The sequence below is a fragment of the Amycolatopsis kentuckyensis genome (genome assembly GCF_041679295.1).
GTDB classification, from domain to species: domain Bacteria; phylum Actinomycetota; class Actinomycetes; order Mycobacteriales; family Pseudonocardiaceae; genus Amycolatopsis; species Amycolatopsis kentuckyensis_A.
In genome coordinates this window covers 1161944-1176110 of the sequence record NZ_JBGDMD010000001.1, presented here as the reverse complement: position 1 = coordinate 1176110, position 14167 = coordinate 1161944, and the positions used below count along the sequence as shown (strand labels likewise).

The 14167-nt window shown below is 71.9% G+C and carries 14 protein-coding genes; 5 read left to right on the top strand and 9 right to left on the bottom strand.

The window, feature by feature from the left end; all coding sequences use genetic code 11:
- Window positions 1-14: 14 nt before the first annotated feature.
- On the top strand, window positions 15-431 hold the full coding sequence (locus ACERZO_RS05500) for a VOC family protein (protein ID WP_372662672.1): 417 nt from the start codon (window positions 15-17) through the stop codon (window positions 429-431).
- On the opposite strand, the gene ACERZO_RS05495 is transcribed toward ACERZO_RS05500, so the two are convergent.
- Complete coding sequence (locus ACERZO_RS05495) at window positions 411-1403, bottom strand: TerC family protein (protein WP_372662668.1); 993 nt, start codon at window positions 1401-1403, stop codon at window positions 411-413. The genes ACERZO_RS05500 and ACERZO_RS05495 overlap by 21 nt on opposite strands.
- A gap of 166 nt (window positions 1404-1569) precedes the next feature.
- Here ACERZO_RS05495 and ACERZO_RS05490 point away from each other — a divergent pair, with 166 nt between their 5' ends.
- From ACERZO_RS05490 to ACERZO_RS05480, 3 genes are all read left to right on the top strand, one after another.
- On the top strand, window positions 1570-2313 hold the full coding sequence (locus ACERZO_RS05490; protein WP_372662665.1) for a sigma-70 family RNA polymerase sigma factor: 744 nt from the start codon (window positions 1570-1572) through the stop codon (window positions 2311-2313).
- A 144-nt stretch (window positions 2314-2457) separates the two neighbouring features.
- The gene (locus ACERZO_RS05485; RefSeq protein WP_372662662.1) at window positions 2458-3630 is read left to right on the top strand and encodes a GAF domain-containing protein; all 1173 of its coding nucleotides are present in this window, start codon (window positions 2458-2460) and stop codon (window positions 3628-3630) included.
- 90 nt (window positions 3631-3720) lie between these two features.
- Window positions 3721-5535 (top strand): flavin-containing monooxygenase, encoded by a 1815-nt coding sequence (locus ACERZO_RS05480; protein ID WP_372662659.1) that lies wholly within the window; start codon window positions 3721-3723, stop codon window positions 5533-5535.
- A 49-nt stretch (window positions 5536-5584) separates the two neighbouring features.
- On the opposite strand, the gene ACERZO_RS05475 is transcribed toward ACERZO_RS05480, so the two are convergent.
- From ACERZO_RS05475 to ACERZO_RS05465, 3 genes are read right to left on the bottom strand one after another with little or no spacing between them, the layout of a single operon-like run.
- A complete protein-coding gene (locus ACERZO_RS05475; RefSeq protein ID WP_372662656.1) occupies window positions 5585-6595 on the bottom strand; it encodes an alpha/beta hydrolase in 1011 nt (336 codons plus the stop codon).
- Window positions 6596-6608: 13 nt separating this feature from the next.
- Entirely contained in the window at window positions 6609-7397 is a 789-nt protein-coding gene (locus tag ACERZO_RS05470) for an SDR family oxidoreductase (protein ID WP_372662653.1), read from the bottom strand.
- A gap of 28 nt (window positions 7398-7425) precedes the next feature.
- The gene (locus ACERZO_RS05465; protein ID WP_372662650.1) at window positions 7426-7788 is read right to left on the bottom strand and encodes a nuclear transport factor 2 family protein; all 363 of its coding nucleotides are present in this window, start codon (window positions 7786-7788) and stop codon (window positions 7426-7428) included.
- A 78-nt stretch (window positions 7789-7866) separates the two neighbouring features.
- On the opposite strand from ACERZO_RS05465, the gene ACERZO_RS05460 reads away from it, so the two are divergent.
- Window positions 7867-8661 (top strand): MerR family transcriptional regulator, encoded by a 795-nt coding sequence (locus ACERZO_RS05460; RefSeq protein ID WP_372662647.1) that lies wholly within the window; start codon window positions 7867-7869, stop codon window positions 8659-8661.
- Here the strand turns inward: ACERZO_RS05460 and ACERZO_RS05455 are convergent.
- The 5 genes from ACERZO_RS05455 to ACERZO_RS05435 are packed head-to-tail and all read right to left on the bottom strand — an operon-like array spanning window position 8654 to window position 14091.
- Window positions 8654-9679 carry an acyl-CoA dehydrogenase family protein gene (locus ACERZO_RS05455; RefSeq protein ID WP_372662644.1) on the bottom strand — a complete coding sequence of 342 codons (1026 nt, stop codon included), beginning with the start codon at window positions 9677-9679 and terminating at the stop codon, window positions 8654-8656. The two genes, ACERZO_RS05460 and ACERZO_RS05455, sit on opposite strands and share 8 nt — an antisense overlap.
- Window positions 9676-10590, bottom strand: a complete 915-nt coding sequence (locus tag ACERZO_RS05450) for an acyl-CoA dehydrogenase family protein (protein WP_372662641.1) — start codon at window positions 10588-10590, stop codon at window positions 9676-9678. The genes ACERZO_RS05455 and ACERZO_RS05450 overlap by 4 nt, the downstream gene beginning before the upstream one ends.
- The gene (locus tag ACERZO_RS05445) at window positions 10587-11717 is read right to left on the bottom strand and encodes an acyl-CoA dehydrogenase family protein (protein ID WP_372662638.1); all 1131 of its coding nucleotides are present in this window, start codon (window positions 11715-11717) and stop codon (window positions 10587-10589) included. Before ACERZO_RS05445 ends, ACERZO_RS05450 begins: the two co-directional genes overlap by 4 nt.
- Window positions 11717-12562, bottom strand: a complete 846-nt coding sequence (locus tag ACERZO_RS05440) for an enoyl-CoA hydratase (protein ID WP_372662635.1) — start codon at window positions 12560-12562, stop codon at window positions 11717-11719. Before ACERZO_RS05440 ends, ACERZO_RS05445 begins: the two co-directional genes overlap by 1 nt.
- Window positions 12559-14091, bottom strand: a complete 1533-nt coding sequence (locus tag ACERZO_RS05435) for a FadD3 family acyl-CoA ligase (protein ID WP_372662632.1) — start codon at window positions 14089-14091, stop codon at window positions 12559-12561. Before ACERZO_RS05435 ends, ACERZO_RS05440 begins: the two co-directional genes overlap by 4 nt.
- Between the last annotated feature and the right edge of the window lie 76 nt (window positions 14092-14167).

The following is a 14167-nucleotide window of genomic DNA, read 5'->3' as shown; positions in this document are numbered from 1 at the left end:
GTTAACATCCAGACATGACGATCCCGCGCTTCCACCTCGCCATGCCCGTCGACGACCTGACCGCCGCCCGCCGCTTCTACGGCGAAGTCCTCGGCCTCGACCAGGGCCGCAGCGCCGACACGTGGGTCGACTGGAACCTGCACGGCCACCAGTTCGTGACGCACCTGGCGCCGAAGGGGCCGGAGGGGATCCACAACCCGGTCGACGGCCACGACGTGCCGGTCCCGCACTTCGGGCTGATCCTCACGATCCCCGGGTTCCAGGCGCTCGCCGAGCGGCTGCGCGCCGCCGGGACGGAGTTCGTGATCGAGCCCTACGTCCGCTTCGAGGGCCAGCCCGGCGAGCAGTGGACGATGTTCCTGCTCGACCCCGCCGGGAACGCCCTGGAGTTCAAGGCCTTCGCCGACGACTCACAGGTCTTCGCGGTCTGAGCCCGACGCGCGCAGCGAACCCGGGTGCGCCTTCGCCCCGGGGTCGCGCCGGGTCTTGACCAGGCTGGCGACCGTCACGACGGCCAGCACGCCGATGATCACCGCGAGGCTCACCGGCGTGGCGATCTCCGGGACGCGCGCGTCGATGTCGACGTGCGCCCAGTGCAGGATCAGCTTCACCCCGATGAACGCGAGGATCACGGCGAGCCCGGCCGAGAGGTACACGAGCCGGTCGAGTAGGCCCTTCACCAGGAAGTACAGGGCACGCAGGCCGAGCAGCGCGAAGGCGTTCGCGGCGAAGACGATGTAGGGCTCCTCGGTGACGCCGAAGACCGCCGGGATCGAGTCGAGGGCGAACAGCAGGTCGACGCCACCGATCGCGACGAGCACGACGACCAGCGGCGTCACCACCCGGCGGCCGCCCTCGCGGGTGAGCAGCCGGCCGCCGTCGTAGGCGTCGGAGACCGGCAGGACCCGGCGGGCCGTCCGGACGACGACGTTGGACTCGATGTCGGGGTCGGCGTCGCGGTGCCGGAACAGCTGGACGCCGGTGTAGATCAGCAGCAGCCCGAAGAGCAGGAACATCACCGAGAACAGCGACAGCAGCGTCGCGCCGAGCACGATGAAGATCGCCCGCATGACCAGCGCGAGGACGATCCCGAAGGTCAGCACCTTGTGCTGGTGCTCTTCCGGGACGGCGAACGTCGTCATGATGATCACGAAGACGAACAGGTTGTCGACCGACAGGCTCTTTTCGACGATGTAGCCGGCGAAGTACTCGGTGCCGGATTCGCCGCCGTGGGCGAGCGTCAGCCAGACGCCGAACACGACCGCGACCAGGATGTAGCCCACCGACCAGGCGACGGCCTCGCCGAACCCGACCCGGTGCGGCCGGACCGCGGCGAGCACGAGGTCGACCGCGAGCAGCGCCACGATGACGCCGATGGTGACCAGCCAGGTGCCGACGCCCATCCGTTCCCCCGCTCCCGTGTGTGCCGCGAGCGTAAGGGCGGGACGGCGAGCGCGCACCAGGAGTCCACTGTGGACGATGTGGCCGGTTCGCGCGCGGAGTGAGTCCGCAGTGCCGTACACTGCCGTACCTCTTACTTTGAGTGTCACCTGGTCACGGAGAGTGCCGATGTGGACAGCCGCCGCCGAGCCGCCGGACGCCGTGCTGCTCGCCGCCTTCCGCGCCGGTGACCTCGACGCCGGCGCGGACCTCTTCCGCCGGCACGCCGAGCCGCTGCGCCGGACCGCGGCGGCGTGGGCGAAGCAGCCCGCGGAACGCGACGACCTGGTGGCCGAGACGTTCGCCCGCGTGCTGGCCGTGGTGCGCGCGGGCGGCGGCCCGGACGGCGACCTGCGGCCCTACCTCGTGGTGACGCTGCGGAACCTGGTGTGCCGCTGGAGCAGGCAGGGCAGCCGGGTCGAGCTGTGCGAGACCGTCCCCGAGACGAGTTCGAGCGGCGCCGACGAGCTGGCCCTGCACCGGTCGAACGAGAAGCTCGTGTGGTCGGCGTACTGCACGCTGCCCGGCCGGTGGCGGACGGTGCTCTGGCGGACCGAGGCCGAGGGCGACACGCCGACTGAGGTGGCCCCGCTGCTGGGCCTGTCGCCGAACAGCGTGGCGGCGCTGGCGATGCGGGCGCGCGAGGGGCTGCGCCAGGCGTACCTGCAGGTCCAGGTGCCCGACGCGGAGGAGCCGGTGTGCCGCGAGCCGCGCCGCCGGATGGGCGCGTGGGTGCGGGGCGCGCTCTCCCCGCGGCGGGCGAGCGTGGTCGCGGACCACATCGCGGGCTGCGGCGCGTGCCGGACGGTGGCGCGCGGGCTGGACGAGGCGAACCGGGAGCTGCCGGGCTCGGCGGCCCGGCTCACCGGCTGACCACCTCCGGACGTAGTGAATGACTCATTCCTGTCGCCTGGTGACAGGAATGAGTCATTCACGTCATCCGGGCCAGGCGTTGCGCGAAGGTTGCCCCGACCCCGCTCCCCCGGGTTACCGTGAAGCCCGGCCCAGGAGGTGGCGGTGGACGACGAAGTCTGCGCGGTCCGGCCCGGCACCGACGTCGCCGGGCACGCCCGGTTGCTCGCCGGCATCCACGACGCCGTCCTCGCCGGGCGCTCACCCGCGAAAGCGCCGCGCCGGCTCGTCGAACGGTCGTGGCGCCGCGTCGTCGCCCAGGGTGTCGATCCCGACCGGCCGCCCGCGCCCGAGCCCGTCGGGGCCGCCGAGGTCGAACGGCGGCGGACCGGCTGCCGGCTGAACGAGGTCCTGCCCGAGCTGCGCGGCGCGCTGACGTCGGTCGCCGAGGACGCGCACCACCTGATGGTCGTCACCGACGCCGACGGCGTCGTCCTCTGGCGCGAGGGGGCCCGCCGGGTGCGCCACCGCGCCGACTCGCTCGGCTTCACCGAGGGCGCCATCTGGTCGGAGCCCGCCATCGGCAGCAACGCGATCGGCACCGCGCTGGCCGAAGCCGCGCCGGTGCAGATGTTCGCCGCCGAGCACTTCGTGCGCTCGCACCACACCTGGACCTGCACCGCCTCCCCCGTGCACGACCCGCGGACCGGCGAGCTGCTCGGGATCGTCGACGTCAGCGGCCCGGCCGAGACCGTCCACCCGATGACCGTCGCCCTGGTCGGGACGTCGGTGCGGCTGGCCGAGGCCGTCCTGCACCAGCGGCACGAGGCCCGGCTCGAGGCGCTGCGCCGGCTGTCCGGCCACCTGCTGGGCACGACCGGGCTCGTCGTCGACGACCACGGCTGGGTCGCGGCGCAGAGCGGCGTCCACGGGATCGACCGCGTCGCCGCGCCCCGCCACGGCGTCCCGGTCGCGGTCCGCGGCCTCGGCGCGTGCGAGCCCGAACCGGTGCCCGGGGGCTGGCTCCTGCGGCCGAGCGGGCGCGAAACCTTGAGGTTCACGCTCGAACTCGACCCGCCGCGCGCGATCGTCGAAGGCTCCGCGCGGTGGACGCACCCGCTCGGCAGGCGGCAGGCGGACCTGCTGCGGCTGATCGCGACCGCGGGCCCGGCCGGGGTGTCGGCGGCGCAGCTGTCGGAGACGCTCTACGGGGACCGGACGCACCTGGTGACCGTGCGCGCGGAGCTGTCGCGGCTGCGCAAGCTGATCGGCGGCCTGCTGCTCGCGCGCCCGTACCGGTTCGCTCCCGGTGTCGACGTCGTGCTGATGCAACCTTAGGGCAACCCTTACGCGAACCCGGGCCGGCGGGGTTGGCTGCGCTGAACGTGCCGCCGACGACGACGGTGCCCGAGACGCGGAGGTCCGCTCATGACCCAGACCCTCGAACCGGCCGCGGCCCTCGATGCCCGGCAGCGCGTCGACGGCTGGCTCGCCGACTTCGAGGCCGCGCTCGCGGCCCGGGACGCCGACCGGGCGGCCGCCCTCTTCGCCACGACGTCGTTCTGGCGTGACCTGATCGCGTTCACCTGGAACCTCAAGACGGTCGAAAACCCCGACGGTGTCAAGGATCTGCTGCTGGCCACGATGGACAACGCCGACGCGACCGGCTTCCACACGACCGAGGAGCCGACCGAGGCGGGCGGGATCGTCGAGGCGTGGATCGGGTTCGAGACGGCCGCCGGCCGCGCCCGCGGTCACCTGCGGCTGAACGACGAAGGCGCGTTCACGTTCCTGACGACGTTGTACGAGCTGAAGGGCCACGAGGAGCCGCTGGGCACCGCCCGGCCGAAGGGCGCGGAGCACGGCATCAACCGCGAGCGCGTCACCTGGGCCGAGGCACGGCAGGCGGAAGCGGAGGAGCTGGGCACGACCCGCCAGCCGTACGTCGTCGTCATCGGCGGCGGGCAGGGCGGGATCGCGCTGGGGGCGCGGCTGCGGCAGCTCGGTGTGCCGCACGTGGTCGTCGACCGGTACGCGCGCCCCGGCGACCAGTGGCGCGGCCGGTACAAGTCGCTGTGCCTGCACGACCCCGTCTGGTACGACCACCTGCCGTACCTGGACTTCCCGCGCAACTGGCCGGTCTTCGCGCCGAAGGACAAGATCGCCGACTGGCTCGAGATGTACACGAAGGTCATGGAGGTGAACTACTGGTCGTCGACGACCTGCAAGAGCGCCTCCTACGACGAAGAGGCGAAGGAGTGGACGGTCGTCCTCGACCGCGATGGCGAAGAAGTCGTGTTGCGGCCGAAGCAGCTGGTGCTCGCGACCGGCATGTCGGGCAAGCCGAACATCCCGGTGCTGCCGGGCCAGGACCGCTTCCGCGGCGAGCAGCACCACAGCTCGCAGCACCCCGGGCCGGACGCCTACCGCGGCAAGAAGGCCGTGGTCGTCGGGTCGAACAACTCGGCGTTCGACATCTGCGGCGCGCTGTGGGAGGCCGGCGCCGACGTCACGATGGTCCAGCGCAGCTCGACGCACATCGTGAGGTCGGACTCGCTGATGGACCTCGGCCTCGGCGACCTCTATTCGGAGCGCGCCCTGGAAGCCGGGATGACGACGCAGAAGGCGGACCTGACGTTCGCCTCGCTCCCGTACCGGATCATGCACACGTTCCAGCAGCCGGTGTACGCGGCGATCAAGGAGCGCGACCAGGAGTTCTACGACCGCCTGGAAGCCGCGGGCTTCCGCCACGACTGGGGCGACGACGACTCCGGGTTGTTCATGAAGTACCTGCGCCGCGGCTCGGGCTACTACATCGACGTGGGCGCGGCCGACCTGGTGGCCAACGGCGACGTCAAGCTCGCGCACGGCCAGGTCGCTTCCCTCACCGAGACGTCGGTGGTGCTCGAGGACGGCACGGAGCTGGAAGCCGACCTGGTGGTCTACGCGACGGGCTACGGCTCGATGAACGGCTGGGCGGCGGACCTGATCAGCCAGGAGGTCGCGGACAGGGTCGGCAAGGTGTGGGGCCTGGGCTCGGACACGACCAAGGACCCGGGGCCGTGGGAAGGCGAGCAGCGGAACATGTGGAAGCCCACGCGGCAGGAGGGGCTGTGGTTCCACGGCGGGAACCTGCACCAGTCCCGGCACTACTCGCTTTACCTGGCCCTGCAGCTGAAAGCCCGCGCCGAGGGCATCCCGACGCCGGTCTACGGGCTGCAGGAGGTGCACCACCTGGCCTAGTGCGTGATCGCCGGGCTCGTCAGCACGACGAGCCCGGCGATCAGGCGCTTCAGCGGGAAACACGCCCCAGCTGACGGCGCAGCCAAGCCGCTCGAGCGGCGATGGCGTCCTGGGAGAGCACGGCATGGGGAACCACGACGTCGAACCCGTGGAACCCGCCGGGCCAGACGTGCAGCTCGACGTCGCAGCCCGCCTGCCACAGGCGGCTCGCGTGGGCGACGTCCTCGTCCCGGAACGTTTCGGCCGATCCGACGTCGACGAACGTGGGCGGCAGGCCGGAGAGGTCCGCCGCACGGGCAGGCGCAGCGTACGGAGACACGTCCGGTCCTCCGCGAACGCCGTCGCCGAGGAGCGCGTTCCACCCGGTCTCGTTCGAGGAGCTGTCCCAGATACCGAGGCCGCGCATCTGCCGGGCAGAAGGCGAGTCGTTGCGGTCGTCGAGCATCGGCGACAGGAGCAGCCGGGCCAGGACGGCCGGGCCGTTGCGGTCGCGTGCCAGCAAGGTGACACCCGCCGCGAGGCCGCCGCCGGCGCTCGCACCGCCGACGACGACGCGCCCGGGGTCGATGCCGAGTTCGCAGGCGTTCTCCGACACCCACACCAGGCCCGCGTAGCAATCCTCGACGGGACCCGGGTGGGGTGTCTCGGGGGCGAGCCGGTACTCGACCGAGACCACGGCCAGGCCCAGCGGTTCGGCCAGGTCCACCATTTCGGCCAGGCCGAACCGGTTGTCCCCGACGATCATGCCGCCGCCATGGATGTGGTAGATCGCCGGGGCCGGGGTCGCCGCGTCCTTGGGGAGACAGAGCAGCAACGAGATATCCGGTTCCCCGGCCGGCCCTGGCACCGCCCGCTCCTCGACGCGGTAGGCGCCACCGTGCGAGAGGATCTCGTCGGTCGGGGTCTGCACCCCGGGGACGGGTTTGCGCATCTCGACGATGTTGTCCGGCCGGTACGCGTCGGGTGGGCGCACGCTGGTCAGCACCTCGACGACGGGAGCGAGCTCCGGATCGAAGGGCGGTGGCGGTCCGACCGGCTGGGCGGTGACTTGCGTAGTCATGTGTTCTCCCCGCTCAGACGGTCGGAACGGTGCCGCCGTCGATCACGTACTCGGCGCCCACGATCGCCGAGGCGCGATCCGAAACCAGGAACCCGACGAGGTCCGCGATTTCCGCGGTGTTCGCGAACCGTCCCAGGGGTACGCCTCCGAGGGAGTCGTAGATGGTCTGCTTGGCTGCCTCTCGGGTGATTCCGTTGCCCTCGGCGATCCGGTCCACGAACCTCTCGTAGGCTTCGGTCTCGATCCCGCCGGGGCTGATCGCGTTGACCCGTACCCCGCGCGGCGCGAGCTCGTTGGCCAGTCCCTTGCTGTACGTGCGCAGGGCGGCCTTCGCCGCTGCGTAAGCCAGGGACGCGTCGTACAGGGGTAGTTCACGCTGGATCGAGGTGAAGTGCAGCACCACGCCCGCCCCGGACTCGATCATCGCCGGGAGAAGCGCCCGGTCGAGCCGCACCGCGCCCAGGAAGTTGAGGTTCAGCTCGGTGAGCCACTGGTCGTCGGTGATGACCGCGAACCCGCCGGCCGGCGTCGACGCCCCTCCGACGACGTGCACCAGGATGTCGAGTGCGCCGCCGGTCTCGGCGATGCGAGCGGCCACCGCGTCGGTGCCTTCGACCGTCGTCACGTCCGCTTCGATGAACCGGTCGGGGTGCTCGTACCCGTCGGGCATCGTCCGCGCCGTCACGTACACGTCGGCACCCAGCTCCCGCAGCCTCTCCACGACTGCCTTGCCCGAGCCCTTCGAACCGCCCGTGACCAGCGCCCGGCGACCGTCGAGACGATCACGATCTGATTCAGACATTTCTTTCTCCACTGGAAATCGACGTAGGTCAGGCTGCGTGGTTGGCGATGACGAGTTCGGCGATGAGGTCGTCCCGCACCGTGAACCGGTAGTCGAGTTCGGCGACGCCACCGGGGAAGGTGCCCTCGAGCCGCACGGTCACCACCCAGTGGGCGTCGTCGACGCGGTGCGCGCCGATCTGCTCGGTCGTGTACTCGAACTCGGCCCCGGCGTCCCGCAGGAACGCGTGGATCTCCTCTCGGCCGCGGAAGGTCTCGTCCTGGTCGACGACGACCGCGTCCCTGGTGAGGAACGACGAGGCGGTGTCGGCGTCGTGGACGACGTGGGCGGCGAAGAACTCGCGGACGGTGGCCGGGAGCTGTTCGGACGGAAGGTCGGTGTGCTGTGTCATGAGCCCATCGTGTGAGCTCACGGCGTGGGAGGGTCAAGCCGTGGACTCTCCCCCCGGGAGAGAGTCCAGAATGGAGAGATGCTGAGCATCGGGGAGTTTTCGCGGCTGACCCACTTGAGCGTGCGGACCCTGCGCCGGTACCACGAGGCCGCCCTGCTGGAGCCCGCCGTGGTGGACGAGACCACCGGTTACCGCTACTACGGCCTCGACCAGATCCCGGCCGCGCAGGTCATCCACCGGCTCCGCGAACTCGACGTCCCGTTGAGCGATGTGCAGCGAATCCTGCGGACCCCCGACCCCGGGGTCCGGGCGGCCCTGGTCGCGGACCACCTGCAACGCCTCGAGGACGTGCTCGACCGCACCCGGGCCGCGGTCGTGTCGCTGCGGCGCCTGCTCCGGCCCGACCCCGCGCCGATCGACGTCGAACTGCGGGCGGAACCCGCCCGGACGGTCGCGGCGGTGGAGGCCGTGCTCGGGCATCGCGATGTCGAGGCCTGGTTCGCCGGCGCGATGGCCGAACTGGAGGCGGCCGTCGGCGCCGCCGCGACCGGACCGCCGGGCGGCTGCTACGACAACGCCCTCTTCGAACAGGAACGCGGGCACGCGCTCGTCTACCTGCCGACCGCTGCGCCACCTCGCACCGGACGCGTGCACCCCGCGGTGCTCCCGGCCGCGGAACTGGCCGTCACCACCCACGTCGGCGAGCACGACGGCGTCGAGGTCACCTACGGCGAACTCGGGACCTGGGTGGTGGAGAACGCGATGTCGGTGGCCGGGCCGGTCCGGGAGGTCTACGTCGTCGGCCCTCGCGACGCGATCGATCCCGCCGCGTGGCGCACCGAGATCGGCTGGCCGGTCTTTCGCGTCAGCTGAGGGAGTCGCCGAACAGCAGGGCGGTTCCGTGCGCGCGCTTGAAGTACAGGTGGGCGTCGTGCTCCCACGTGATCGCGATGCCGCCGTGGAGCTGGATCATCTCCGCCGCCGCGTGGGAAAACGCTTCACCGCACACGACTTTCGCCGTCGTGACCGCTTCGGCGTCACCGTCCACAATGGCCGCGTACAGCGCCGAACGGGCCGCTTCGACGTGGACGTGGACGTCGGCCATCCGGTGCTTCAGCGCCTGGAACGAGCCGATCGGGCGGCCGAACTGGCGACGTTGCTTCGTGTACTCCACCGTCAGTTCGAGGGCCCGGGCCGCCGCGCCGACCTGCTCGGCCGCCACCGCGATCACCACCGTGTCGAGCAGCTTCCCGAGGGGGAAACCGTCGGCGTCGAGGCGCCGGGCCGGGGTCGACGCGAAGTCCACCACGGCCAGCCGGCGGGTCGGGTCGAGGGTGGTGACGCGCTCGCGGCGGACGCTCTCGACGGGCACCTCGAACAGGCCGAGGCCGTCCGCCGTCCGGGCCACGGCCAGGAGGACGTCCGCGAGGTCGCCGTCGAGGACGTAGTGCGCGCGTCCGTCGAGCCCGGCGTCCGACGCGGTCAGTCCCGGCGACCAGTTCTCGTCGGACCAGGCCAGCGCGGCCAGCGTGGTGCCCGCCGCGATGCCCGGCAGCAGTCGCTCGCAAGCTTCGTCGTTCCCCGTGCGCAGCAACGCTTCCCCGCACAGCACGGCGGAGCCGAGCAGCGGAGCGGGCGTGAGCGTCCGGCCGAGTTCGGCCATCACCACGCAGACTTCGGCCAGGCCGGCACTCGCGCCGCCGTAGTGTTCGGGGATCGCGAGGGCGGCGACGCCGATCTGTTCGCACAGCGTCGACCAGAGCTTGTCGTCGTAACCGAGCGGGGACGCCATCGCCACGCGCACCGCCTCGGGACCCGACCGGCGGGTCAGCAGCGCCCGGACGGCGTCCCGCAGGGCCCGGGCTTCCTCGGTGTCCAGGGGGTCGGTCATCGCAGCACCCGCGTCCGGTGGAACGCCCCGGTCCCCCACGCGCCGGCGAGCGCGCGCACCTTCGTCAGCCGCAGGCCGAGGTCGTGTTCGGCGGTGTAGCCGATGGCGCCGTGGACCTGCAGGGCGGTCCGCGCGGCGAGGTACGCGGCGTCGCCCGCCAGCACCTTCGCCGCCGAGACGTCGCGGGCGAACGTGTCGCCGGCGACAGCCGCGCCGTGGAGCAGCGGGCGGGCCAGTTCCAGCTTGGTCGCGACGTCGGCGAGCAGGTGCTTGACGGCCTGGTACTCGCCGATGGCGCGGCCGTACTGGCTGCGCTGCTTCGCGTACGCCACCGACGTGTCGAGAAGCCATTGGCCCGCGCCGAGCAGCTGGGCGGACACGGCCAGGACACCCAGGTCGAACGCGGCCGTCTCGCCTGCCGCGGTGGCGGGGACCCGGAACAGCCGCCGGGCCGGGTCGATCGAGCGGACGAGTCCGGGTTCCGCTGCCAGTTCGGCGCCGGTGAGGTCCAGCACCACTCCCGCGACGTCGGCGTCCAGCGCCAAGGGGACTTCCGGCGGCGCGGCGACGGTGGCCAGGAGGTCGCCGTCGGCGAGGGCGCCGAGCCGGTCGCCGGTCAGCAGCGCCGGGGCGACCGCCGCCGACTCGGCGAGCGGGCCCGGGACGGCGTGGTAGCCGAGCGCTTCGCACGCGACGACCAGGTCGACCGGGCCGGCGCCGAGCCCGCCGTCGTCCTCGGGCACGAGCAGCCCGAAGACCCCGACGTCGGCGAGCGCGCGCCAGAGCTTGAGGCCGCGGTCGTGCTCCCCCGCCGCCCAGGCCCGGGCGGTCGCCGCGGTGTCCGCCCCGCCCAGCAGTTCGTGCAGCGTCGCGGCGAACTGCCGGTGCTCCGGCGACAGCTGGAACCTCATCGGCGGGCCTCCCTCGGCAGCTTCAGCAGCCGTTCGGCGATCGTGTTCCGCTGGATCTGGTCGGTGCCGCCGTAGATCGGCCCGGCGAGGGAGAACAGGTAGCCGTTCACCCACGCCTCCTCCGTCTCCGCCGCCGGGCCGAGCACATCGAGCGCCGTCTCGTGCAGCTCGACGTCCAACCGCGACCAGAACAGCTTGTTCACGCTCGACTCCGGGCCCAGCTCGCCGCCCTCGGCCAGCCTGCTGACCGTGCCGAACGTGTAGAGCTGGTAAGCACGGGCCCCGATCCACGCGTCCGCCACCCGGTCCTTTGTGGACTCCGCCGAGCCGTGGGCACGCCAGAGGCCGACGAGACGATCGGCCGCGGCGAGGAACCGGCCCGGGCTGCGCAGCGACAGGCCACGCTCGTTGTTCGCCGTCGTCATCGCGACCCGCCAGCCCTGCCCGACCTCCCCGATCACGTCCTCGTCCGGCACGAACACCTCGTCGAAGAAGATCTCCGCGAACCCCGGCTCGCCGTCCAGCTGCGGGATCGGCCGGACGGTCACCCCGTCGGCTTGCAAATCGGCCATGAAGTACGTCAGCCCGTGGTGGCGTTGCGCTGAGGGGTCGGTGCGGAACAACCCGAACGCGCGGTCCGCGAAGGTGGCCCGCGAACTCCACGTCTTCTGCCCCGACAGCAGCCAGCCGCCGTCGGTGCGCACCGCTGCGCTGCGCAACGCGGCGATGTCGCTGCCCGCCTCGGGCTCGGACCACGCCTGCGCCCACACCTGCTCCCCCGTCGCCATCGCGGGCAGGATGCGGTCACGTTGCTCTTGCGTGCCGTGGGCGAACAACGTCGGCCCGAGCATGAAGATCCCGTTCTGGCTCACCCGACCCGGCGCCCCCGAGGCGTAGTACTCCTCCTCGAACAGCAGCCACTGCAGCATCGACGCGTCCCGGCCGTGGTACTCGCGCGGCCACGACACGACCGACCACCGCGCCTCGGCCAGCTCGGCCTCCCACTCGCGATGCGCCGCGAAGCCCTCGGCCGTGTCCATCGACGGCAGCTTCCGCACATGCGCGGCCAGCCAGTCCCGCGCCTCGTCACGGAAAGCCGCGGACGCCTCGTCGATGTCGAGGTCCATCACGCCCCCTTGTTCGCGTCGCGCATCGACCGCGCCGACTGCCCGCCGAGCGAGTCTTCCGACGTCTCCGCGTTGTGCGCGTGCGCCAGGTGGTGCAGCCCGAACACGGAGTCCATTCCGGACCGCAGCCCCATCAGGTCCTCGGCCTGGTTCACGGCCTTCTTCGCCAGCGCCAGCCCGAACTGCGGCATCCCGCTGATCTTCTCCGCGAGTTCGAGGGTGCGCTGCTCCAGCTCGGCCCGCGGCACGATCCGGGTCACCATCCCCCATTCCTTGGCTTGCTGGACGGTGAACCGCTCGCCGGTGAACAGCACTTCCTTGGCCGCGCGCGGGCCGAGCACCCACGGGTGCGCGAAGTACTCGACGCCCGGAATCCCCATGCGCACCACGGGATCGGCGAAGAACGCGTCGTCCGCGGCGACGATCAGGTCGCACACCCACGCCAGCATCAACCCGCCCGCGATGCAGGCGCCCTGGATGCTCGCGATCATCGGCTTCGGGATCTCCCGCCACCGGCGGCACATCCCGAGGTAGACCTCGGACTCACGGGCGAACCGCTGGTCGCCGCCGGCCCGGTCGGTGTGGTCCCACCACATGACGGCCCGGCGGTCGAACGTCTGATCCGCGTCCCGGCCCGGGCTGCCGATGTCGTGCCCGGCCGAGAAGTGCTTGCCCTCCCCCGCCAGCACGATCACCTTCACCTCGGGATCGTCGACGGCCTCGGTGAACGCGTCGTCGAGCGCGTAGGTCATGGCCGAGTTCTGGGCGTTGCGGTAGTCCGGGCGGTTCATCGTGACCACCGCGACCGGCCCGCGCCGCTCGGAGCGGACCACCGGTTCACTCATGCGTTCTCCTCGGTCAGCAGCCGCTTCAGCACCTTGCCGGAAGCGTTGCGGGGCAGCTCGTCCAGGAACGCGACGAACCGCGGGGTCTTGTAGTTGGCGAGCCGCTCGCGGCAGAACGCCAGGACGTCCCGCTCGGTCAGGCCGGTGCCGACGACGAAGGCCTTGCCGACCTCGCCGAGCCGTTCGTCCGGGACGCCGACGACGGCGACGTCCCGGACGCCCTCCAGCTCGGTCAGCGCGTGCTCGACCTCGGCCGGGTAGACGTTGAAGCCGCCGCAGATGTACATGTCCTTGAGCCGGCCGGTGAGCGTGAGGTTGCCCTCGGCGTCCAGTTCCCCGACGTCGCCGGTGTGCAGCCACCCCTGCGCGTCGACGGCCTTCGCGGTGGCTTCCGGGTCGTCGAGGTAGCCGAGCATCACGTTCGGCCCGCGGAGCACGACCTCGCCGGGCGAGCCCTGGATCGCGACCTCGAAGTCCGCCGTCGCGCGGCCGGACGTGCGCGCGACCAGTTCGGCGTCGTCGCCCGGGCGGCACATCGTCACCACGACGGCTTCGGTCAGGCCGTACGCGGTCAGGACGATGTCGAAGCCTAGGTCGGACCGCATGCGCCGGACGAGCGACGCCGGCACGTCGGCCGCGCCCGTCACGGCCAGCCGCAACGACGAAACGTCGCCGCGCTCGGGCTCGTTCAGCAGCGACTGGAAGATCGTCGGCGCGCCCGGCAGCACCGAGATGCGCTCGCGCTCGATCAGGTTCAGGGCGGCCCGCACGTCGAACACCGCCTGCGGCACGATCGTCGCGCCGGTCAGCAGCCCGACCACGATGCCGGCCTTGTAGCCGAAGCTGTGGAAGAACGGGTTGATCACCAGGTACCGGTCGTCGGCGGTGACCTGGCCGCAGTCCGCCCAGGCGGCGGCGACGCCGACCACCTGCCGGTGCGCCGACAGCACGCCCTTCGAGCGGCCGGTCGTGCCCGAGGTGAACAGGATGTCGCTCACGTCGTCCGGCTGGACGGCGTCCGCGCGGCTTTCGGCCTCGGCGAGCGGCACCTGCCCCGCGAGGTCCAGGAACTCGTCCCAGCCGAGGGTGCCCGGCACCGGCCGGTGCGGCTGTTCGAGGGGCACCCGGACGACCGTGCCGAGGTCCGGCAGGTCGGCGCCGGTCGCCACGATGGCGGCGTGGCGGTCCGCGCCGAGGAAGTCCGCGGCCACGACCAGCGCTTTCGCCCGGCTGCGGACGAGCAGGTCCACGGTCTCGGCGGCGGTGAACCGGGTGTTGACCGGCACCAGGGAGGCGCCCGCGTAGAGCGCGCCCAGCGCCGTGAGCACCCAGTGGTGGGTGTTGGGGAGGGTGACGGCGACGCGGTCACCGGGTTGGACGCCACGGGCCGCGAAGGCGCGGGCGACCGATTGAACACGTTCCAGAAGCACGTCGAAGCCGAGCCGGACGCCGCCGTCGACCAGTGCCTCCGCCGCGCCGAACTTCGCGGCCGCATCGCGGACGACGGCCGGGATCGTGGTCTGTCCCACCACACCCTCCTCTGGACCGGCAAACTAGAACGTGTTCTCATTACCCTAGGTGCCGGACCGGCCCGGCAGCAAGGAG